At 68.8% G+C, this 21,020-nt stretch carries 18 protein-coding genes; 16 read left to right on the top strand and 2 right to left on the bottom strand.

Annotated features, from left to right (window positions below; genetic code table 11):
* Positions 1-13 precede the first annotated feature (13 nt).
* The 12 genes from ACWH49_RS05200 (at position 14) to nagZ (ending at position 11,732) form a co-directional block, all read left to right on the top strand.
* Entirely contained in the window at positions 14-676 is a 663-nt protein-coding gene (locus tag ACWH49_RS05200) for a sigma-E factor negative regulatory protein (RefSeq protein WP_448170496.1), read from the top strand.
* A 47-nt stretch (positions 677-723) separates the two neighbouring features.
* Entirely contained in the window at positions 724-1,731 is a 1,008-nt protein-coding gene (locus tag ACWH49_RS05195) for a MucB/RseB C-terminal domain-containing protein (RefSeq protein WP_448170495.1), read from the top strand.
* Positions 1,732-1,861: 130 nt separating this feature from the next.
* A complete protein-coding gene (locus ACWH49_RS05190) occupies positions 1,862-3,268 on the top strand; it encodes a Do family serine endopeptidase (RefSeq protein WP_448170494.1) in 1,407 nt (468 codons plus the stop codon).
* Between the two features lie 528 nt (positions 3,269-3,796).
* The gene (gene lepA / locus ACWH49_RS05185) at positions 3,797-5,605 is read left to right on the top strand and encodes a translation elongation factor 4 (RefSeq protein ID WP_448170493.1); all 1,809 of its coding nucleotides are present in this window, start codon (positions 3,797-3,799) and stop codon (positions 5,603-5,605) included.
* Positions 5,606-5,609: 4 nt separating this feature from the next.
* On the top strand, positions 5,610-6,587 hold the full coding sequence (gene lepB / locus ACWH49_RS05180; RefSeq protein ID WP_448170492.1) for a signal peptidase I: 978 nt from the start codon (positions 5,610-5,612) through the stop codon (positions 6,585-6,587).
* Positions 6,588-6,621: 34 nt separating this feature from the next.
* The gene (locus tag ACWH49_RS05175; RefSeq protein WP_448170491.1) at positions 6,622-6,993 is read left to right on the top strand and encodes a DUF4845 domain-containing protein; all 372 of its coding nucleotides are present in this window, start codon (positions 6,622-6,624) and stop codon (positions 6,991-6,993) included.
* 16 nt (positions 6,994-7,009) lie between these two features.
* Positions 7,010-7,714: a ribonuclease III gene (gene rnc, locus ACWH49_RS05170; RefSeq protein ID WP_448174308.1), complete on the top strand. Its 705-nt coding sequence runs from the start codon at positions 7,010-7,012 to the stop codon at positions 7,712-7,714.
* 8 nt (positions 7,715-7,722) lie between these two features.
* The gene (gene era, locus ACWH49_RS05165; protein ID WP_448170490.1) at positions 7,723-8,661 is read left to right on the top strand and encodes a GTPase Era; all 939 of its coding nucleotides are present in this window, start codon (positions 7,723-7,725) and stop codon (positions 8,659-8,661) included.
* Between the two features lie 10 nt (positions 8,662-8,671).
* On the top strand, positions 8,672-9,439 hold the full coding sequence (recO, locus tag ACWH49_RS05160; RefSeq protein WP_448170489.1) for a DNA repair protein RecO: 768 nt from the start codon (positions 8,672-8,674) through the stop codon (positions 9,437-9,439).
* Between the two features lie 9 nt (positions 9,440-9,448).
* On the top strand, positions 9,449-10,243 hold the full coding sequence (locus ACWH49_RS05155) for a pyridoxine 5'-phosphate synthase (protein ID WP_448170488.1): 795 nt from the start codon (positions 9,449-9,451) through the stop codon (positions 10,241-10,243).
* Complete coding sequence (acpS, locus tag ACWH49_RS05150) at positions 10,240-10,644, top strand: holo-ACP synthase (protein ID WP_448170487.1); 405 nt, start codon at positions 10,240-10,242, stop codon at positions 10,642-10,644. Before ACWH49_RS05155 ends, acpS begins: the two co-directional genes overlap by 4 nt.
* Entirely contained in the window at positions 10,641-11,732 is a 1,092-nt protein-coding gene (nagZ, locus tag ACWH49_RS05145; protein ID WP_448170486.1) for a beta-N-acetylhexosaminidase, read from the top strand. Before acpS ends, nagZ begins: the two co-directional genes overlap by 4 nt.
* Positions 11,733-11,789: 57 nt before the next feature.
* Here nagZ and ACWH49_RS05140 read toward each other — a convergent pair whose 3' ends face one another.
* Positions 11,790-14,882, bottom strand: coding sequence for an Rne/Rng family ribonuclease (locus tag ACWH49_RS05140; protein ID WP_448170485.1), 3,093 nt, complete (start codon positions 14,880-14,882; stop codon positions 11,790-11,792).
* Between the two features lie 684 nt (positions 14,883-15,566).
* Between ACWH49_RS05140 and ACWH49_RS05135 the strand changes: the two genes are divergently transcribed.
* Genes ACWH49_RS05135 through sppA form a run of 4 tightly spaced genes read left to right on the top strand, consistent with a single transcriptional unit; the run spans position 15,567 to position 18,582 of the window.
* Positions 15,567-16,508: an RluA family pseudouridine synthase gene (locus ACWH49_RS05135; protein WP_448170484.1), complete on the top strand. Its 942-nt coding sequence runs from the start codon at positions 15,567-15,569 to the stop codon at positions 16,506-16,508.
* On the top strand, positions 16,505-17,155 hold the full coding sequence (locus ACWH49_RS05130) for an HAD family hydrolase (protein ID WP_448170483.1): 651 nt from the start codon (positions 16,505-16,507) through the stop codon (positions 17,153-17,155). Before ACWH49_RS05135 ends, ACWH49_RS05130 begins: the two co-directional genes overlap by 4 nt.
* Entirely contained in the window at positions 17,148-17,549 is a 402-nt protein-coding gene (locus ACWH49_RS05125; protein ID WP_448170482.1) for a Rieske (2Fe-2S) protein, read from the top strand. Before ACWH49_RS05130 ends, ACWH49_RS05125 begins: the two co-directional genes overlap by 8 nt.
* Positions 17,550-17,577: 28 nt before the next feature.
* Positions 17,578-18,582 (top strand): signal peptide peptidase SppA, encoded by a 1,005-nt coding sequence (gene sppA / locus ACWH49_RS05120; RefSeq protein WP_448170481.1) that lies wholly within the window; start codon positions 17,578-17,580, stop codon positions 18,580-18,582.
* Between the two features lie 22 nt (positions 18,583-18,604).
* Here sppA and ACWH49_RS05115 read toward each other — a convergent pair whose 3' ends face one another.
* Positions 18,605-21,019, bottom strand: a complete 2,415-nt coding sequence (locus ACWH49_RS05115; protein WP_448170480.1) for a putative bifunctional diguanylate cyclase/phosphodiesterase — start codon at positions 21,017-21,019, stop codon at positions 18,605-18,607.
* Position 21,020: the final 1 nt, after the last annotated feature.

Here is a 21,020-nt window from a genome sequence, read left to right as displayed (position 1 = left end):
GATGGAGAGCGAGATGTCGAACGATTCCGAACTGCAGGCGGCGCGCGAGCGCTTGTCGGCACTGGCCGATGGCGAACTGGAACTGACCGCGGTCTCCCGGACCTGCGCCGAGTGGCGCGACAGCGCCGATCACCGTGCCGCCTGGCACACCTATCAACTCATCGGGGACGTGCTCCGATCGGACGATCTCGCCAGCGATCCGGCCCGGGATGCGAATTTCATGTCGTCCCTGCGCGCACGCCTGGCGCAGGAGCCGGTGGTGCTGGCGCCGCAGCCGCTGTCCGCCCCGGCAGTGTCGCCGGTTCCCGCGCGTGCGGTGGCGAACGGCAGTGGGGGTCGCCGTTGGGGCTGGATGGCGCCGACCGCGGTCGCCGCGGGCTTCGTCGCCGTGGCGGGTGTGCTGACGCTGTCGCGGGCACCCGGTCTGCTGCCCGACGTGCCCGCGTTGGCCAGTGTGGCGCCCACCCTGTCGGCGCCTGCCACGCCGGTGGCCACGCTGGTCGGCGCCTCGGGCGTCGCCGTCGAGCCGCAGGCCCTGGTCAGCAACGGGCAGATGATCCGCGATGCGCGGCTCGACCGCTATCTCGCGGCGCACAAGCAGTTCGCCGGCAGCTCGGCGCTCGGTGTGCCGTCGGGCTTTCTGCGCAACGCCACCGCCGAAGTCCCCGGTCGCTGACTCGACGAACCGTGCCGAACCGACCCGCTCGAACCCTCTTTCGACCCTTGCGCGCGCTGGCCCTGGCCGGTGCCGCGACGCTGGTGGCGTCGTCCGCCTGGGCGCAGGCGAGCGCCCCTGCGGGCGACGCCCCGACGCGTGACGTGCGCGCCTGGTTGCTGCGCATCCACGAAGCGGCCAGCCACCGCAATTTCCAGGGGACCTTCGTCGTCAGCGGCGGCGGGGCGGTGTCGAGTGCGCGCATCGCGCACTTCTGCGAAGGGCCGAACCAGTTCGAGCGCAGCGAAGCGCTCGATGGCCAGGCGCGCCACGTCTACCGCCACAACGAGGTGGTGACGACGCTGTGGCCGGCCAACAAGACCGCGATGATCGAGCAGCGCGACTCGCTGGCGCAATTCCCGGCGCTGCTGCAGGCCGGCGGCGACCGCATCGCCGAGTTCTACGATGTGCGACCGCAAGGCGCGGAGCGCGTGGCCGGCCGCGACGCCGACGTGTTGCTTGTCAAGCCGCGCGATACCTTCCGCTACGGCTACCGGCTCTGGGCCGACCAGGCCTCCGGGCTTCTGCTGCGCGCCGACGTGATCGGCGAACGCAACGAGGTGCTCGAATCGTCCGCGTTCTCGGACGTGACGATCAACGTGAAGTCACATCCCGAGTCCGTGCTGCTGCCGATGAAGAAGCTCGACGGCTATCGCGTCGTGCGGCCGGTGCTGACGCCCACACGGCTCGAAGCCGAGGGCTGGACCATGCGCGACGCGGTGCCGGGCTTCCGCCAGGTCAGCTGCGTGAAGCGACCGATGGCCGGCGCGAACCGGCCCGAGAAAGCCGGCGAGCAGCAGGCGCTGCAGAGCATCTTTTCCGACGGGCTGACCTACGTGTCGGTCTTCATCGAGCCCTTCGATCCGCAGCGCCACACGCGCCCGATGCAGGCCTCGGTGGGACCCACCCAAACCCTGATGCAACAGCAGGGCGACTGGTGGGTCACCGTTCTGGGCGACGTGCCGCCTGCGACACTTCGCCTGTTTGCCAAGGGCCTGGAGCGCAGTCGCAAGTAATCCTGCCGCGTTCGCAGGCCGTTGTTCCGTTCGTCATTTCAACGCGCCGGGGGAGGCGATCTTGATCCAAGCCGCAGTTCGTTCTGTTCAGTCCGCCTTGCGCCGCCGGGTTGGCCTCGGCGTGCTCGCCATGAGTCTCGGCGTCACCGCCGCGCTGGCCGCGCCACCCGTCGGCGCGCAGGGCCTGCCCGACTTCACCGACCTGGTCGAGAAGGTCGGCCCCGCGGTGGTCGGCATCCGCACCACCGAGCGCGCCCGCGCCTCGCGCGGCACCGGCGAGATGGACGAGGACATGCTGGAGTTCTTCCGCCGCTTCGGCATCCCTGCACCGCAGCGGCCCAATCCGCGCGCCCCGCAACAGCCGCAGCAGCCCGATGCCGAGCCGCAGACGCGCGGCGTCGGCTCCGGCTTCGTGCTCAGCGCCGATGGCTTCGTGATGACGAATGCGCATGTGATCGACGGTGCGGACGAAGTCATCGTCACGTTGACCGACTCGCGCGAGTTCAAGGCGAAGGTGATCGGCGCCGACAAGCGCTCCGATGTGGCGCTGGTCAAGATCGAAGCCAGCGGCCTGCCGACGGTGCGCATCGGCGACGTGAACAAGCTGAAGGTCGGCGAATGGGTCATCGCGATCGGCTCGCCGTTCGGGCTCGAGAGCACCGTAACCGCCGGCATCGTCAGTGCGAAGGCGCGCGACACCGGCGACCTGGTCAAGCTGATCCAGACCGACGTCGCGATCAACCCCGGCAACTCCGGCGGGCCGCTGATCAACATGCGCGGCGAGGTCGTGGGCATCAACTCGCAGATCTACAGCCGCTCGGGCGGCTACATGGGCATCTCGTTCGCGATCCCGATCGACGAGGCCACGCGCGTGTCGGACAGCCTGCGCACCAGCGGACGCGTGATCCGGGGCCGCATCGGCGTGGCGATCGGGCCGGTGACGAAGGACGTCGCCGAGTCCATCGGGCTGGGCAAGCCGGTCGGCGCGCTGGTCAGCAATGTCGAGGCCGGCGGGCCGGCGGACAAGGCGGGCGTGGAGGCCGGCGACATCATCACCAAGGTCGATGGGCGCCCGGTCGAGAAGTTCGGCGACCTGCCGCGCATGGTCGGCATGGCCAAGCCCGGTGCGAAGGCGGTGCTTCAGGTGTTCCGCCGCGGTGCGTACCGCGACATCAGCGTGGCGGTCGTCGAATTCGATGCGGACCGCACGGCAAGCGCCGGCCGCGACGGCAACAGCGCCCCGAAGCCGCCCGCCGCGGTGCCGGGCGCGCTTGGCCTCACCGTGGCCGAACTGACCGATGCGCAGCGCCGCGAACTGAAGGTCAAGGGCGGCGTGCGGGTGGAAGCCGTCGAAGGGGCGGCAGCGCGGGCCGGCGTGCGTGAGGGCGATGTGCTGCTCCAGGTCGACAACACCGAGATCACCAGCGCCAAGCAGTTCGACGCGACGATCGCCAAGCTGGACAAGTCGAAGACGATCACGATGCTGGTGCGACGCGGGGAGACGGTCAACTTCGTCATCGTTCGTCCGAGCCGCTGAACGGAGCCCGGTGACTCGGCCGGGTCTTTTCATGTCGTGAGACCGGCGCGACCGTTACAAATTACTTGGCGCGGTCCGACGAGGCGCGTGGAGCGGCCATGAATGTTTGCGGCCGCTAACAAGTCGCAGCGGGCGCCGGATTGTTCCGTCTGGACGGTAGAATGCGACCCGGCGGCGGATGCATTTTGCCAAATCGAGCAACGAAAACGCTGCGCTGAAACTATCCCCAAGCCATCCACAAGCATTTGTGGATAACCTGTGCATGGTTTTTCGTGTTGGCGGTCCGCAACGGCGCTAAATCGAGCAACGGCGCGGTTTGCAGCCGGCCTCTTTTGAATACAATGAAGTCCCAACAAGCAGTTGCCATACGTTTTGTTGGAAGGCGCGTCATTGATTCGACGTGCCTTTTTTTTGACTTCGACACGCCGCTTCACGGCGACACAGCGCTTCGCGATATGAGCCTCCGTCGCAACGGTCTCGCCGTTGTGCGCACGCGCTGAGGCTCGCGCCAAACACATCGCAGCAAGCATGAACCACATCAGAAATTTTTCGATCATTGCTCACATCGATCACGGCAAGAGCACCCTCGCCGATCGATTGATCCAGCGCTGCGGCGGCCTGAGCGATCGCGAGATGGAAGCGCAGGTGCTGGACTCGATGGACATCGAGCGCGAGCGCGGCATCACGATCAAGGCACAGACCGCCGCGCTGGAGTACAAGGCGCGAGACGGCCAAATCTACAACCTGAACCTGATCGACACCCCCGGCCACGTCGACTTCTCGTACGAAGTGAGCCGGTCGCTGTCCGCGTGCGAAGGCGCGCTGCTGGTGGTCGATGCGAGCCAGGGCGTCGAGGCGCAGACGGTCGCCAACTGCTACACCGCGCTCGATCTCGGCGTCGAGGTGATCCCGGTCCTGAACAAGATGGACCTGCCGAACGCCGATCCGGAGAACGCCAAGGCCGAGATCGAGGACGTGATCGGCATCGACGCCGAGAACGCGATCCCGTGCAGCGCAAAGACCGGCATGGGCATCGACGACGTCCTCGAGGCCGTCATCACCCGCATGCCCGCGCCGCGCGGCAACCCGAATGCGCCGCTGCGGGCGATGATCGTCGACTCCTGGTTCGACAACTACGTCGGCGTCGTGATGCTGGTGCGCGTGGTGGACGGCACGCTGTTCAAGGGCGAGCGCTTCCGGATGATGGCGAGCGACGCGGTCTACAACGCCGACAGCCTGGGCGTGTTCACACCCAAGTCGGTCGCGCGCGAGCAGCTCAATGCCGGCGAGGTCGGCTTCATCATCGCCGGCATCAAGGAACTGCAGGCCGCCAAGGTGGGCGACACGATCACGCTCGAAAAGAAGCTGCCGAACAACCTCGGTCCGGCGGCCGAGGCACTGCCCGGCTTCAAGGAGATCCAGCCGCAAGTCTTCGCCGGCCTGTACCCGACCGAGGCCAGCGAGTACGACCAGCTGCGCGACGCGCTCGAGAAGCTCAAGCTCAACGACTCGTCGCTGCGCTACGAGCCCGAGGTCAGTCAGGCCCTGGGATTCGGCTTCCGCTGCGGTTTCCTCGGCCTGCTGCACATGGAGATCGTGCAGGAGCGGCTGGAGCGCGAGTTCGACCAGGACCTGATCACGACGGCCCCGTCGGTCGTCTACGAGGTCGAGCTGAACGACAAGACCGTGATCCAGGTCGACAACCCGTCGAAGATGCCCGATCTGGGGCGCATTCACGAGATCCGCGAGCCGATCGTCACGGTCCACCTGTACATGCCGCAGGACTATGTCGGCCCGGTGATGACGCTGGCCAACCAGAAGCGCGGCAACCAGATCAACATGGCCTACCACGGCCGCCAGGTCATGCTGACCTACGAGATGCCGCTGGCCGAGATCGTGCTGGACTTCTTCGACAAGCTGAAGAGCGTCTCCCGCGGCTATGCGTCGATGGACTACGAGTTCAAGGAGTACCGCGGCTCCGACGTCGTCAAGGTGGACATCCTGCTGAACGGCGACAAGGTCGACGCGCTGTCGATCATCGTCCACCGGGCCCAGAGCCAGTACCGCAGCCGCGCGGTCGTCGCGAAGATGCGCGAGCTGATTTCGCGCCAGCAGTACGACGTGGCGGTGCAGGCCGCCATCGGGGCGAACATCATCGCGCGTGAGACAATCAAGGCCCTGCGCAAGAACGTGATCGCCAAGTGCTACGGCGGCGACGTGTCCCGCAAGCGCAAGCTCCTCGAAAAACAAAAGGCCGGCAAGAAGCGCATGAAGCAGATCGGCTCTGTCGAAGTGCCGCAGGAAGCTTTCCTGGCCATCCTCCAGGTGGAAGATTGAATTGATGGGTGCACTGACCGGTGTTCTGTATGGCCTGCTCGCGGTCTTTCTCGGTGGCTGGTACTTCGGCAAGTGGAGCGGCAATTTCTCGCTGCTGCTGCTGATCCTGACGGTCGTCACCTTCGGCTACTGGCTCGCCGAACGCTTCGTCTTCGCGCCGCGCCGCCGCGCCGCCGCCGCCACGCTCGAACAGCAGGACCAGGCGCGCCGCGCCAAGCTCAGCGAACAGGGCATCACGAAGGTCGACAGCAACCTCGAGCAGGCCCGCGAGTCGCTGCTCGCGCAACCCTGGTGGCTCGACTGGACCGCCGGCCTGTTCCCGGTGATTCTGGTCGTGTTCCTGCTGCGTTCGTTCCTGTTCGAGCCGTTCAAGATCCCGAGCGGCTCGATGATCCCGACGCTGCTGATCGGCGACCTGATCCTCGTCAACAAGTACCACTACGGCGTGCGCCTGCCGGTGATCAACAAGAAGATCATCGCCAACAACGACCCGCAACGTGGCGACGTGATGGTGTTCCGCTATCCCAAGGACCCGAGCATCGACTACATCAAGCGCGTGGTCGGCGTGCCGGGCGACGAGATCTCGTTCCGCAACCAGCAGCTTTATATCAACGGCGTCGCCGCACCGATGGAGCAGACGCCGCCGCCGGGTTTCTACGACGAGGACCTGCGCCAGTACTTTCCGGAGTTCAAGGAGAAGCTGGGCGCGGTGGAGCACGAGATCCTGCTCAACCCTCGCAGCCAGCCGTTCTACGGGCCGGAAGACAAAATCACCTTCCCGTACCGGGAGAACTGTCGTTACAGTGCCGAGGGCGTGTCCTGCAAGGTGCCGCCCGGCAACTACTTCATGATGGGCGACAACCGGGACAACTCCCAAGATTCACGCTTCTGGGGATTCGTGCCCGACGAGAACATCGTCGGCAAGGCATTCTTCGTCTGGATGAATTTCGGCAACTTGAAGCGCATCGGCGGGTTCCATTGAGGCCCCCCGGGCGCATCGACAGGAGCATTCGAGCATGAGGGTTTCGCGTCTCTCGACAGCGCGGCGGCAACGCGGCGTCACGCTATTCGGCCTGTTGGCGTGGGCGATCGTGGTGGGCTTCGTTGCGTTGATCGTGATGAAGGTGCTGCCGACGATGAACGAGTACTTCACGATCCAGAAGGCCGTGAACAAGATCGCTCAAGAGGGCGGCTCCACCGTGCCGCAGATCCGCGCCGCCTTCGAGCGCACCAAGGACATCGAATACTCGATCACCTCGATCTCCGCCAAGGACCTGAAGATCACGAAGGAGAACGACAAGGTCGTGATCGAGTTCGCCTACGACAAGGAAATCGAACTCATCAGCCCGGTCTTCCTGCTGATCAAGTACGAAGGTCGCTCGAAGTAGGTACGCTCCCGGGATGATGGAAACCCGCCTGGACGCCCTGCAGCGACGCATCGGCCACCGCTTCGCCGACGCCCGCCTGCTCAGCCGGGCGCTGACCCACCGCAGCTTCGGCGCCGACCACAACGAGCGGCTCGAATTCCTGGGCGATGCCGTGCTTAGCCTGGCCGTCTCCAGCCTGCTCTACGAACGCTTCAAGGGCTCGGACGAGGGCGACCTGACTCGCGTGCGCGCGCACCTGGTGCGCGAGGAGAGCCTGCACCGGGTCGCGCTGCAGCTGTCGTTGCCCGACGTCTTGCACCTCGGCGAGGGCGAGGCCCGAGGCGGCGGCGCGCAGCGCGCGTCGATCCTGGCGGACGCGCTCGAGGCGCTGATCGGCGCGACCTTCCTCGACGGTGGCTTCGATGCCGCCGGCACGGTCGTCAAGGGCCTGTTCGGCGAGATCATCGCGACGACCGACATTGCGAGCTGGTCCAAGGACGCGAAGACCGAACTGCAGGAGTGGCTGCAGGCACGCCGCCTGCCGGTGCCGACCTACCGCATCAGCGCCACGCGCGGCCAGGCCCATGCGCAGACCTTCGAGGTCGAGTGCGAGGTGCCGGCGCTGAGCCTGGTCGAGCAGGGCGTCGGCCGTTCGCGCCGCGTTGCCGAGCAGGAGGCCGCCCGCCGCATGCTCGATGCGCTCAAAAGCAGCGACAAGCCAGGCGGCCCGCTGCAGTCTTGAAGGATTCCATGACCACCGACACCGACAACCCTGCCGACGCGCCGGCGCCGGCTGCACAACGCTGCGGCCTCGTCGCGATCGTCGGGCGGCCCAACGTCGGCAAGTCGACGCTGCTGAACGCGCTGGTCGGCCAGCAGGTCAGCATCACCTCCGCAAAGGCGCAGACCACGCGGCACCGCATCACCGGCATTCGCACGGTCGACAACGCGCAGTTCGTGTTCGTCGACACCCCCGGCTTCCAGACCAAGCACAGCGCCGCGCTGAACCGCACGCTCAACCGCACCGTGACCGGCGTGCTGAGCGATGTCGATGTGGTGCTGTTCGTCGTCGAGGCCGGCCGTTTCGGGCTGGACGACGCGAAGGTGCTGGCGCTCATGCAGGACCTGGGCAAGAGCGGCGGCAAACCGGTCTTCCTGATCGCCAACAAGCTCGACACGGTGGTGCGCCGCGCCGACCTGGCGCCCTGGCTGAAGGGCATGCAGGATCGCCACGCGTTTGCGGAGTTCGTGCCGCTGTCGGCCAAGAAGGATGCCGACGTGCAGCGCCTGCTCGGCATCGTCAAGCCTTACCTGCCGGAGCAGCCCTGGCTGTACGAAGAAGACGCGCTGACCGACCGCACCGACAAGTTCCTTGCCAGCGAGATCATCCGCGAGAAGCTGTTCCGCCTGACCGGCGACGAGCTGCCCTATACCTCCACGGTTGTGATCGACAAGTTCGAGGAAGAGGGCAACCTGCGCCGGATCTCGGCCAGCATCGTCGTCGAGCGCGATTCGCACAAGGGCATCGTGATCGGCAACGGCGGCGAGCGCCTGAAGCGCATCGGCTCCGAGGCGCGCCAGGAACTCGAGACGCTGATGGATGCCAAGGTCTTCCTCGAGCTGTGGGTCAAGGTGCGTTCGGGCTGGGCCGACGACGAAGCGCACCTGCGTTCGTACGGCTACGAGTAAGTCGAACCGGATGGCGACGCGGGCCACGCGACCCTCCACGTCCCTGGCGGCCTTCGTGCTGCACCGCTACGACTGGAGCGAGTCCAGCCTGATCCTCGATCTGTTCACCCGCGAGCAGGGCCGGATCGCGGTCGCCGCGAAGGGCGCGAAGCGGCCGTATTCGCAGCTGCGCAGCGTGCTGCTGCCGTTCCAGCGCATCACCGTCTCGCTCGGCAAGGCGGTGCTGCACGAGGAGGGCGCGAGCGACGTGCAGACCCTGCGCGGCGCCGAATGGGCCGGCGGGGCCGCGATGCTCACCGGCGCCGCGCTGTTCAGCGGCTTCTACCTGAACGAACTGCTGATGAAGCTGCTCGCGCGGCACGACCCGCATGCCGCGCTGTTCGACGTCTACGCCGCCACCTTGCCCGGCCTGGCCGATCCGGACGACGCCCACGCGCAGGCGGCGTTGCGGGCGTTCGAGCTCAAGCTGCTGCAGGAGATCGGGCTGCTGCCGGACCTCAGTCTGCTCACCTCGACCCAGCAACCGGTCCAGCCGGCCGCCCGCTACGCCTTGCTGCCTGACGCCGGCGTCACGACCGCCCCGGGCGGGGACCTGCCGGGCGAGGCGCTGATCGGCCTGCAGGCCGCGCTCGAGCACGGCAGCCTGCCGGCGCTGCAGCAGGCCTGTCGCAGTTGCCTGGGCGCGCTGAAGCTGCCGCTGCGCGGGCTGATCCAGCATCACCTCGGCTCGACGCCGCTGCGCACCCGCCAAGTCCTGACCGGCCTGCAAAGCCTGTAAATTCGCGCCATGAATCCCCTCCTCACCACCGGCCTGGATGCGCACCGCGGCACGACCGCGCTGTCGGTCAACGTCAACAAGGTTGCGTTGTTGCGCAACACGCGCGATCTCGGCATCCCGAGCGTGCTGCGCGCCGCGACGTTGGCGCTGGAGGCGGGGGCCCACGGCATCACGGTGCACCCGCGGCCCGACGAGCGGCACATCCGCCGCCATGACGTGCACGAGCTGGCCGAGCTGATTCAGCAGTGGCCGCAGGCCGAATACAACATCGAGGGCAACCCCTTCCATAACCTGATGGGCTTCGTGCGCGACCTCGTCGCGCGCGGGCTGCCGTGCCACCAGGTCACCTTCGTGCCCGACAGCGTCGAGCAGTCCACCTCCGACCACGGCTGGCAGTTCCCGCACGACGCCGAGCGCCTCGCGCCGCTGATCGACGAGGCGCGGGCACTCGGCGTGCGCGTCAGCCTGTTCATGGACCCGCAGCCCGAGGCCATGGCGGCGGCGCGCGCGCTGCGCGCCGATCGCGTCGAGCTCTACACCGAGACTTATGCGCGTGCGCACCTCGCCGGCGAGGCCGCCAGCGTGCTGCCGGTCTTCACCGCGACTGCGCACGCGGCGCTCCGCGAAGGCCTCGGCATCAACGCCGGCCACGACCTGAACCGCGGCAACCTGACCGACTTCCTGCGCGCGGTGCCCGGCGTGCAGGAGGTCTCGATCGGCCACGCGCTGATCGCCGACGCGCTGGAACTCGGCTACACCGAGACGGTGCGCGACTACCTGCGCTGCATCCACGCGGCCGCATGATCTACGGCATCGGCACCGACATCTGCGACGTCAGGCGCATCGCCGCATCGCTGTCGCGCCGCGGCGAGCGCTTCGCCGAGAAGGTGCTCGGTCCGCACGAGATCCAGGTCTTCCGCAGCCGCCTGGCCAAGGTCGAGGCGCGCGGCATCAGCTACCTCGCGACCCGCTTCTCCGCCAAGGAGGCGTTCTCGAAGGCCATCGGCATGGGCATGCGCATGCCGATGACCTGGCGCCACTGCGAGGTCATCAAGGCCCCGAGCGGCAAGCCCGAGATCCGCCTGCACGGCGCGCTGGCCGAGTGGTTCGACGCGCGCGGCCTGCAGGCGCACGTCAGCGTCACCGACGAAACCGACTACGCGGCGAGCTTCGTCGTCGTCGAAACCAAAGAACCCCGACCATGAGCACCTCCGTGACGCATAGCCCCGTCGTCCTCGACATCGCCGGCACCACCCTCGGCACCGACGATCGCCGGCGCCTTCAGCACCCGCTGACCGGCGGGCTGATCCTGTTCGCGCGCAACTGGCAGGACCGGCTGCAGCTCACCGAGCTGACCGCCGAGATCAAGTCGATCCGGCCCGACGTGCTGATTTGCGTCGACCACGAGGGGGGCCGCGTGCAGCGTTTCCGCACCGACGGGTTCACGCACCTGCCGCCGATGCGCGTGCTCGGCGAGATGTGGATGAACGACGGCAAGCGCGGCCCCGGCAGCGGCGCGATGGCAGCGACCGATGCCGCCACCGCGGCCGGCCACGTGCTCGGCGCGGAGTTGCGCGCCTGCGGCGTCGACTTCAGCTTCACGCCGGTGCTCGACCTCGACCACGGCCCGAGCGGCGTGATCGGCGACCGCGCGCTCCACCGCGACCCGCGCGTCGCGACCGTGCTGGCGAAGAGCCTGATGCACGGCCTGCTGCTGGCCGGCATGCACAACTGCGGGAAGCACTTTCCGGGGCACGGCTTCGTCGCGGCCGACAGCCACCTCGAGATCCCGGTGGACAAGCGCAGCCTGAAGGCCATCCTCGCGGACGATGCACGGCCCTACGAGTGGCTCAGCACGGCGCTCACCAGCGTGATGCCGGCCCATGTGATCTACCCGAAGGTGGACGCGCTGCCGGCCGGTTTCTCGGCGCGCTGGCTGAAGGACATCCTGCGCCAGCAGCTCGGCTTCACCGGCGCGATCTTCAGCGACGACCTGAGCATGGCCGGGGCGCGCCGCATCAACGGTGCCGAAGTCACCTACGCGGAGGCCGGCGCGATCGCGTTGGCGGCCGGTTGCGACCTGGTGCTGCTGTGCAACCAGTCCACGCCTGGCGACACGGCGATCGACGCGCTGCTCGACGGTCTGCTCGACGCGCAATCCAAGGGCCTGTGGCAGCTCGACCCGGACAGCGAGTCGCGCCGGCTCGACCTGCTGCCGCAGACGGCGCCGCTGACCTGGGACGAGCTGATGCACCACCCGGCCTACCAGCGCGCGCTCGAACGCCTGCCCTGACATGAAAAAGCGCCGCCGGGCGTGAGCCGCGGCGGCGTCGGCGCGCGCGTCGCGCGGTCAGGCTTGCGGCTGCGAGCCCTGCGCGGTTTCGAACGGCAGCTTGATCTGCGAGAGGTCCTTTCGGGTCTCGACCAGCACCAGCGGACCGTCGTCCACGACGATCGCCGGCTTGCGCTCGCGCGGCACGTGCACCGGCTTCGGCTCACTGGCCATCGCCGCCTGCACTGCGCGGACCTTGTCGGCGTCGGAGTTCACCCACTGCAGGCCCGCGGCTTCCGCGACGGCCTGGAGCGAGTCGGTCGGCAGCACGAAGGCCTGCACCGGCGCGGCGACGGGCGCCGGCGCGGACGCCGACATCGTTGCCGGTGCCGGTGCCGGTGCCGGGGCCGGGGCCGGGGCCGCGGCGGCGGGTGCAGCCACCGGCGCGTCGGCCAAGGCGGCCGGCGCCTCGACCGCGGCCGCCACATCGGTGGGCTCTATGGCGGTTGGCGCCAGCGCCACCGGTTCGGCGATCACCGGTGCCACCGATGCCGCGAACTCGGCCTCGTGGAACGCTGCGGTGGCGAGTTCGCCACCCTGGATCAGGCCCTCGGCGGCGACTGCATCGCCTTCCGGCGTGCGCTCGCGTCGGTTGCGGTCGCGCCCGCGGCCACGGCGACGGCCTTCGCCGCCTTCGCTGCCCTCGGGGCGCGGTGCGCCGGCCTCGGACTCGACGACGGCCTCGGTTGCCGCCAGCTCGTCTGCGACCGGCTCTTCGGTGTGCTCGGCGGCCGAGACGGCCTGGCCACCGTCGGACACCGCGGCGCCGTTCTCTTCACGATCACGCCCGCCGCGACCGCCGCGGCGATTGCGACGGCGACCGCCCTGGCGCTCGCCCTGGGCTTCACCGCCTTCGGGCGATTCGGCACCGGGCAGGGTGTCGACGAAGCCTTCCTGCGCGGTCGTTGCCGACTCACCGACTGCCGCGTCGGCCACCGGACGCGGACCACGGTCGGGGCGCGGTCCACGCCGGCCTTCGCCACCGCGTTCACCGCGTTCGCCACGCGGCGGACGCTCGTCGGTGCGTGCTGCCGTCGCGTCGAGCGCGTCGGTGCGCACGGCGCCTTCCTCACCGGCAGGACGTTCGGCGTTGCGGTCCGGTCGACGGCCACGGCCCTCGCCGCGATTGCCGTCACCGCGCGCTTCGCCGCCTCGCTCACCGCGGTTCTCGCCACGTTCGCCGCGGCCTTCGCCGCGCTTGCCGTCCCGGTTGCCGTCGCGACCGCCCTCGCGAGCGCCATCGCGGCCGCCGCGCCCGCCGCGGCCACCACGGTCGCCGCGACCTTCGCGTTCACCGCGGCCACCCTCGGCCGGCTTCGCGGATGCAGCGACCGGCGCGGGAGCCGGTGCCGCGACCGGCGCCGGTGCCGGCTCGACGCCGAACATCTTCTTGACCCAGCCGAAGAACCCGCCGCCCGCCGGGGCAGGTGCGGGGGCCGGCGCGGCGACGACCGGCGCCGGTGCGGGCGCGGCCACGACAGGCGCCGGCTTCGGCGGCGCGATCGGCGCCGGCGTCTCGGGCAGGATGCCCTTGATGACCGGCTCCTGCTTGGCCTTGGTCTTCTCGCGGCGCGTGATGCCGACTTCCTCTTCCGGCTCGTCGATCATCGTGTAGCTGGCTTGCAGGTTCTCCAGGCGCGGGTCGTCGTGACGCAGGCGTTCGAGCCGGTAGTTCGGCGTCTCGAGCGTCTTGTTCGGCACCAGCAGCACGGTGACGCGCTGCTTCAGCTCGATCTTGGTGATCTCGGTGCGCTTCTCGTTCAGCAGGAACGAGGTCACTTCCACCGGCACCTGCACGTGCACGGCGGCGGTGTTGTCCTTCATCGACTCTTCCTGGACCATGCGCAGGATCTGCAGCGCGCTGGATTCGGTGTCGCGGATGTGGCCGGTGCCGTTGCAGCGCGGGCAGGTGATGTGGCTGCCTTCGCTGAGCGCCGGGCGCAGGCGCTGGCGGCTGAGTTCGAGCAGGCCGAACTTGCTGATCGAGCTGAACTGCACGCGGGCGCGGTCTTGCCGAAGCGCATCGCGCAGCCGGGTCTCGACTTCGCGGCGGTTCTTCGACTCTTCCATGTCGATGAAGTCCACGACGATCAGGCCGCCCAGGTCGCGCAGGCGCATCTGGCGCGCGATCTCGTCGGCCGCTTCGAGGTTGGTGCGGGTGGCGGTCTCTTCGATGTCCGAACCGCGGGTCGAGCGGGCCGAGTTCACGTCGACCGAGACCAGCGCCTCGGTGTGGTCGATCACGATGGCGCCGCCCGAGGGCAGGTTCACGGTGCGCGAGAACGCGGTCTCGATCTGGTGCTCGATCTGGAAGCGGCTGAACAGCGGCGCGTCGTCGCGGTAGCGCTTGACCTTGTGGGCCGTCTCCGGCATCACGTGGGCCATGAACTGCTGGGCCTGGTCGTAGATGTCGTCGGTGTCGATCAGGATCTCGCCGACATCGGCGGTGAAGTAGTCGCGGATCGCGCGGATCACCAGGCTCGACTCCTGGTAAATCAGGAACGCGCCCTTGCCGGCCTTGGCCGCACCGTCGATCGCGGTCCACAGCTTCAGCATGTAGTTCAGGTCCCACTGCAGCTCGGGCGCGGTGCGGCCGATGCCGGCGGTGCGGGCGATCAGGCTCATGCCCTTCGGGTACTCGAGCTGGTCGAGGTTCTCCTTCAGCTCCTCGCGGTCCTCGCCCTCGATGCGGCGCGACACGCCGCCGCCGCGCGGATTGTTCGGCATCAGGACGAGGTAGCGGCCGGCCAGCGAGACGAACGTGGTCAGTGCCGCGCCCTTGTTGCCGCGCTCTTCCTTCTCGACCTGGACCAGCAGTTCCTGGCCGTTGCTGATGCAGTCCTGGATGCGCGCGTCGCGCACCGAGGCGCCTTCGCGGAAGTAGTTCTTCGAGATTTCCTTGAACGGCAGGAAGCCGTGGCGGTCTTCGCCGTAGTCGACGAAACAGGCCTCGAGCGAGGGCTCGACGCGGGTCACGACCGCCTTGTAGATGTTGCCCTTGCGTTGCTCACGGCCTTCGATCTCGGTCTCGAAGTCCATCAGCTTCTGGCCATCGACGATCGCCAGGCGGCGCTCTTCGGGCTGCGTCGCGTTGATCAGCATGCGTTTCATGGGTGCACTCCTTCGCCCGGCCGCCCGTGGAGTGGGGCGGGCCGCGCATCACCAACAGCCGCTTCCCGGCGGGTGCCGGTGGGCGACGATCCGATGCACGAGAAACGAGAAACGAAGCGAAGGGTGTCGCCCTGGACTGCGGTGTCGGGATCGGTCAGTGGACCGGCCGAGCGCCCTGCAGCGTTGGCGCGTGCGTGACAGCGTCGCCGCCGCATGTCGGCCACCGGCGATCCACGCCGGGCAGGCCCGCCGCACCGCAGGCTCTTGGCCGGGGCAGCAGGCGCGCGCAGCGCCGTGGTTCGGGGGTGGGGATCAACATCGGTCGGGGTCCGCTGGACGCCGGCAGAAACATGGGACTCCGGTGCCGTGTCCGGCGACCGGAGCCGGTCTCCTGCCTGGGTAAACCTTTGGTCTGAGCTCGTTCTTGTTTGCTCTGCCGCTTCGGGCCCTGGGCCGCGCCGTCACGTGGGGGCGGCGCCCGCTTGGGGCTTCGAGGCGTTGCATCACCATTTGTCGTCGGGCCTTTCGGGCCCAACCACCTCGTGTCGGCTGGGTGCGATGCTTCGGAGACTAAACTCTGAAAAATCAAACACTTACAGCAGCAACGTGGTGCGACGCATTATAGGGGCCAATCCGGTCCCACCGGCCGGGGTCAAAACCCCGGCATCCGCCCCGGCTTTGGCGGTGCGGCGCGTCCTGATCGACGAGGCGTCCGAAGGCCAGCGGCTGGACAACTTCCTCGTCAAGCTGCTCAAGGGCGTGCCCAAGACCCATGTCTACCGGGTGATCCGCTCGGGCGAGGTGCGGGTCAACAAGGGCCGGGCCGACGTCGACACCCGGCTGGCGCTGGGCGACGAGATCCGCGTGCCGCCGGTACGGGTGGCCGACCGCAGCGACGCGCCCTTGGCCCCGGCGCGCGAGTTTCCGGTGGTCTACGAGGACGAGTTCCTGATCGCGATCGACAAGCCGGCGGGCGTGGCGGTGCACGGCGGCAGCGGCGTCAGCTCGGGCGTGATCGAGCAGCTGCGCCAGGCCCGTCCGACCGCCAGGTTCCTCGAACTGGTGCATCGGCTCGACAAGGAGACCTCCGGGCTGCTGCTGATCGCGAAGAAGCGGTCGGCGCTGGTCGCGCTGCAGGACCAGCTGCGCCAGCGCGAAACCGGCAAGACCTACGCGGCGCTGGTGATCGGCGCGTGGCCGGCCTCCAAGAAGGTCATCGACGTCGCGCTGCACAAGTTCCTGACCGCCGAGGGCGAGCGCCGCGTCCACGCGGTCGCCGAGGACAGCATTGAGGCCAAGCGCTCGATCACGCTGGTGCGCGTCGCACAGACGTTTGCCGCCTACACGCTGCTCGACGTGACCATCAAGACCGGCCGCACCCACCAGATCCGCGTCCACCTGACGCATGAAGGCCACGCGATCGTCGGCGACGAGAAATACGGCGATTTCGCGCTGAACAAGGCGCTGGCGCGCGGCGAGGCGGTGAAGGGCGCCCGCTTCGACCGGATGTTCCTGCACGCCCGCAGACTCCGCTTCGCGCACCCGGGTTCGGGCGAGACGATCGAGCTCGAGGCGCCGCTGCCGGCAGAATGCGAGGCTTTGCTGAAGGCGCTGGCTTCCACATGAATTTTGACTTGGTCGTCTTCGACTGGGATGGCACGCTGTTCGATTCGACCGCGCTGATCGCCCGCTGCATCCAGGCCGCGTGCGCCGATGTCGGCGCTGCGGTGCCGAGCGACGAGCGCGCCAGCTACGTGATCGGCATGGGCCTGATCCAGGCGCTCGAATACGCCGCACCCGACCTGCCGCGCGAGCGCTACAAGGCGCTCGGCGAGCGTTACCGCCACCACTACTTTGCCCGCCAGCACGAGATCGTGTTCTTCGACGGCACGCTGGCGATGCTGCAGGCGTTGAAGGCGCGCGGCCAACTGCTCGCCGTAGCGACCGGCAAATCCCGCCGCGGCCTCGACGATGCGCTCAACACCTCGGCGCTGCGCGGCCTGTTCGACGCGACCCGCACCGCGGACGAGACCGCGTCCAAGCCCGACCCGCGCATGCTGGTCGAGCTGATGGACGAGTTCCAGGTCGCGCCGGCGCGCACGCTGATGGTCGGCGACACCACGCACGACCTGCAGCTGGCGCGCAATGCCGGTACCGCCAGCGTCGCGGTCAGCTTCGGCGCCCATGATCCGGCCACGTTCGACGGCCACGGCGCACGCCACGTCGCGCATTCGACGGCCGACCTGCACAACTGGCTGCTGCGCCATGGATGAGCCCACCGCCGCGCCCGCGACCGCGCGGCCCGAGCCGCTGCCGCTGTGCGCCTCTGGCGAACTGGTCGAGAAGGGCAACGCGTTCGTGTTCGACGTGCTGCATTTCCGCGAACCGGCGCGCGCCTTCGTGCTGCGCTTCGACGGGCGGATCGTGGCGTACCTGAACCGCTGCCTGCACGTGCCGACCGAGATGGATTGGCAGTACGGCGAGTTCCTCGACAGCGGCAAGGAGTTCATCATGTGTTCGATCCACGGCGCGGTCTACGAGCCGTTGACCGGCCGCTGCGCCGGCGGCCCGTGCGGCCGCGGCAAGCTGACGGTGATCGAGGTCATCGAGCGCGACGGCCAGGTCTATTGGTATCCTTCCCGCGACACCCAACCCGCCTTCGCCTGACCTTGCGGCGCGAGGCTCAAAGGCCCCCATGAGCACCCCAGAAGACCAACTGCCGCCCTTCGGTGCGGCCCCCGCACCCGTTGGCGCCACGCCCGTCGCCACCCCCTCGAGCCAGTGGGACGGTGTCGCCGAGCAGTTTGCGCGCGACATGCTGCGCGACCGCCGCGCCGACCGCCGCTGGCGCAACTTCTTCCGCCTGTCGTGGCTGCTGCTGGTGATGGCGATCGCCTACGCGCTGTTCGCGGCGCGCAACCACGCCGCCACGCCGACCGGCCCGCACACGGCGCTGATCGAGGTGCGCGGCGAGATCGCCGCCGGCGCCGAGGCCAGTGCCGAGAATCTGCTGCCCGGCATCAAGACCGCGTTCGAGGACGACGGCGCCAAGGCGATCGTGCTGCGCATCAACTCGCCGGGCGGCAGCCCGGTGCAGGCCGGCATCCTGTACGACGAGATCCGCCGGCTGAAGAAGCTGCACCCGACCAAGAAGGTCTACGCGGTCGTCGAGGAGACCTGCGCGTCCGGCGCGTACTACATCGCCGTCGCGGCCGACGAGATCTATGCCGACAAGGCCTCGATCGTCGGCTCGATCGGCGTGCTGATGGACAGCTTCGGCGCGACCGGGCTGATGGACAAGCTCGGCGTCGAGCGCCGCCTGATCACCGCCGGCGAGAACAAGGGCATCGGCGACCCGTTCTCGCCGCTGCAGCCCAAGCACCGCGCCTACCTCCAGGCGATGATCGACCAGATCCATCAGCAGTTCATCGCGGTCGTTCGGCAAGGGCGCGGGACGCGGCTGAAGGAGGGCCCCGACACTTTCAGCGGTCTGTTCTGGAACGGCGAGCAGGCGCTCAAGAACGGGCTGATCGACCACCTGGGCAACCTCGACTACGTCGCGCGCGACGTGATCAAGGCCGAGGAGGTGATCGACTACACGCCGAAGGAAAACGTCGCCGAACGGCTCGCCAAGAAGTTCGGCGCCGCGATCGGCTCCGGGGCCGTCAAGGCGATGCCGGGCGGCGTCACGGTGCGCTGACCCGAGAACGCGGCCGCCGCGCTCAGCGCGTGAACGCCGCGAATTCGCTGCGCAGCTGCGCCTGCGGTGGCTCCCAGCGCCCGACCCAGTCGGCGAATTCCAGCTCCGGCATCGGCCGGGCCATGTAGTAGCCCTGCGCCTCGTCGCACTCGAGCGCCCGCAGCAGCGCCCAGGTCTGGGCGTTCTCGACGCCCTCGGCCACGACCGACAGGCCGAGGTTGTGGGCCAGGTCGACGGTCGAGCGCACGATCTTGAGGTCGGCGCGGTCGTGCTCCATCGCCATCACGAAGCTCTTGTCGATCTTGAGTTCGTGCAACGGCAGGCGCTTCAGGTACGCGAGCGAGGAATAGCCGGTGCCGAAGTCGTCGATCGACAGGCGCAGGCCCATGTCGTGCAGGCGTTGCAGCGTCTGCAGTGCGCGCTGCGGGTCGTCCATGATCGCGCTCTCGGTGATCTCCATGCACAGCGTGCGCGGGTTCATCGCGTCGCGCGCCAGCATCTTCTCGAGCTTGGCGGGCAGGTCCTGGTCGAGCAGGTCGCGGGTCGACAGGTTGATCGCGAACTTCAGGTCCAGCCCCTGCGCGCGCAACTCGCCGCTGCGGGCGGCGCAGCGCTCGATCATCCAGCCGGTCAGCACGCGGATGAAGCCGGTCTGCTCGGCGAACGGGATAAAGCGCATCGGCGCGACCATGCCACGGGTCGGGTGCTGCCAGCGCACCAGCGCCTCGGCGCCGAGCACCGCGCCGCTGGCGAGCGACACCTTGGGCTGCAGGAACAGACGGAGTTGGTCGTGGTCGACTGCCGTGCGCAGTTCGCTCAGCAGCGACAGCGACTCCTGGCTCGCCGAATCCAGGCTCGGGTCGTAGACCTTCACGCCGGACTGGCGGTCCTTGGCCGCGTACATCGCGACCTCGGCGCGGCCGAGCAGCGTGTCCGGATCGTCGCCGTGCGCCGGGTAGATCGCGATGCCGACCCCGGCGCCGACGTCGACGGTCTGGTCGTCCAGCGTCAGCGGCAGTTCCAGCGCCTGCTGCAGGCGGTGGGCGATCGTGCAGGCGGTATCGGCATCGGTGTCGGGCAGGCACACGGCGAACTCGTCGCCCGACAGGCGTGCCACGCAGTCCGCATCGCGCAGCACGCCGCTCGACAGCCGCACCGCGATCTGGCGCAGCACCCGGTCGCCGAAGGCGTGGCCGAGCACGTCGTTGACATGCTTGAAGCGGTCGAGGTCGAGCATCAGCACCGCGCACGGCGCACCGCTCGCGCGGGCGCGGACGAGCAGGTCGCCGAGCAGGTTGCGGAACTGCTGCCGATTCGGCAGGCCGGTCAGCTCGTCCCAGTAGGCCAGCCGGCGGATCTGCGCCTCGCGCTGCTGCATGCCGATGCGCATCGCCTCGAACGATTGCGCGAGGTCGTGCACTTCGTCGCGGCTGGTCACGGTGACGGGGGTTGCGTAGTCGCCGGCCCCGAGCCGTTCGGCGCTGGCCGACAACTGCTTGATGGGGCCGGTGACGCGGCGCGCCGTGATCAGGCTGCCGACCCCGAACACCACCAGCCCGGCCAGCGTGATCGCGAGCAGCGTCAGCTGCAGGCGCCGGTAGGGCGCCACCGCCTCGTCGATCGAACGCATCACCACCGCAGCGACCTCGTGCGTGCCATTGCGCGCCAGCGGCACGATGTTCGCGCCAGTGGCCTCGCCTTCGATCTCGAAGCGCTGCGGCCCGGCGTCGGTGCGGATCAGCGCGCCCAAGGGTCGAAGCACGGCGCCGCGCTCGCCGATCGGTAGCACGTTCCAGGCGCCGTCCAGCGGCCGGGCGAGCAGCGCGATCTTCACCGACGACAGTTCCTCCACGTCGTGCAGCAGTTCGCCCGTCACCGCGAAGCCCATCGACACGTGGCCGATCAGCTGCGGCGCGCGTACCGGCACGGTGACGAGCTGGAACGGCCGCCCGTCGAGCACGCGCACGGTGCTGTGGCGGGGCTCGGCCATGCCGGCCCGCAGGTTGGCGCGCACCAGCGGCATCACCTCGGCGTCGTCCGGCCGGGTGGAGGCGATCAACTGCTGCTGACCGTCGGTGAACAGCGCCGCATTGGCGCCGATGCGCTGGCCCTGGTTGTCGAGCGCATCGAGGATCGTGGCGCGGTCGTTGCTGGCGATCGCCGAGCGGAAACCGTAGTCGGCCGCCAGCAGGCGCGCCGCCTCGGTCAGCTGCTGCTCGTTCTGCGCGAGCAGCCGGCGCAGCACGTTCTCGCCGGTCCGCAGCTCGGCGGCGATCTGCACACGCGCGTTCGCGTCGATCGTGTGGCGGATCGTGACAAAGCTGGCCAGTTGCACCAGCAGCAGCAGGCTCAGGAACAGCGCGACGATGCGCACGTCGAGACGTCGCGCGAGCGGTCGCAGCAGACGGCGCGCCGTGCGCGCGGCGAGTTGCCGCATC

The organism is Rhizobacter fulvus (genome assembly GCF_964020785.1).
The sequence above is the reverse complement of the archived record's forward strand: the minus strand, read 5'-3'. Positions and strand labels throughout refer to the sequence as shown.

Coding starts and splice junctions, on each gene's coding strand:
- lepA (WP_448170493.1), top strand. CDS start 3,797: ATGAACCACATCAGAAATTTTTCGATCATTGCTCACATCGATCACGGC.
- sppA (WP_448170481.1), top strand. CDS start 17,578: ATGAGCACCCCAGAAGACCAACTGCCGCCCTTCGGTGCGGCCCCCGCA.
- ACWH49_RS05190 (WP_448170494.1), top strand. CDS start 1,862: ATGAGTCTCGGCGTCACCGCCGCGCTGGCCGCGCCACCCGTCGGCGCG.
- nagZ (WP_448170486.1), top strand. CDS start 10,641: ATGAGCACCTCCGTGACGCATAGCCCCGTCGTCCTCGACATCGCCGGC.
- ACWH49_RS05125 (WP_448170482.1), top strand. CDS start 17,148: ATGGATGAGCCCACCGCCGCGCCCGCGACCGCGCGGCCCGAGCCGCTG.
- ACWH49_RS05155 (WP_448170488.1), top strand. CDS start 9,449: ATGAATCCCCTCCTCACCACCGGCCTGGATGCGCACCGCGGCACGACC.
- recO (WP_448170489.1), top strand. CDS start 8,672: ATGGCGACGCGGGCCACGCGACCCTCCACGTCCCTGGCGGCCTTCGTG.
- ACWH49_RS05175 (WP_448170491.1), top strand. CDS start 6,622: ATGAGGGTTTCGCGTCTCTCGACAGCGCGGCGGCAACGCGGCGTCACG.
- era (WP_448170490.1), top strand. CDS start 7,723: ATGACCACCGACACCGACAACCCTGCCGACGCGCCGGCGCCGGCTGCA.
- ACWH49_RS05200 (WP_448170496.1), top strand. CDS start 14: ATGTCGAACGATTCCGAACTGCAGGCGGCGCGCGAGCGCTTGTCGGCA.
- acpS (WP_448170487.1), top strand. CDS start 10,240: ATGATCTACGGCATCGGCACCGACATCTGCGACGTCAGGCGCATCGCC.
- ACWH49_RS05130 (WP_448170483.1), top strand. CDS start 16,505: ATGAATTTTGACTTGGTCGTCTTCGACTGGGATGGCACGCTGTTCGAT.
- ACWH49_RS05115 (WP_448170480.1), bottom strand. CDS start 21,019: ATGCGGCAACTCGCCGCGCGCACGGCGCGCCGTCTGCTGCGACCGCTC.
- rnc (WP_448174308.1), top strand. CDS start 7,010: ATGGAAACCCGCCTGGACGCCCTGCAGCGACGCATCGGCCACCGCTTC.
- lepB (WP_448170492.1), top strand. CDS start 5,610: ATGGGTGCACTGACCGGTGTTCTGTATGGCCTGCTCGCGGTCTTTCTC.
- ACWH49_RS05140 (WP_448170485.1), bottom strand. CDS start 14,882: ATGAAACGCATGCTGATCAACGCGACGCAGCCCGAAGAGCGCCGCCTG.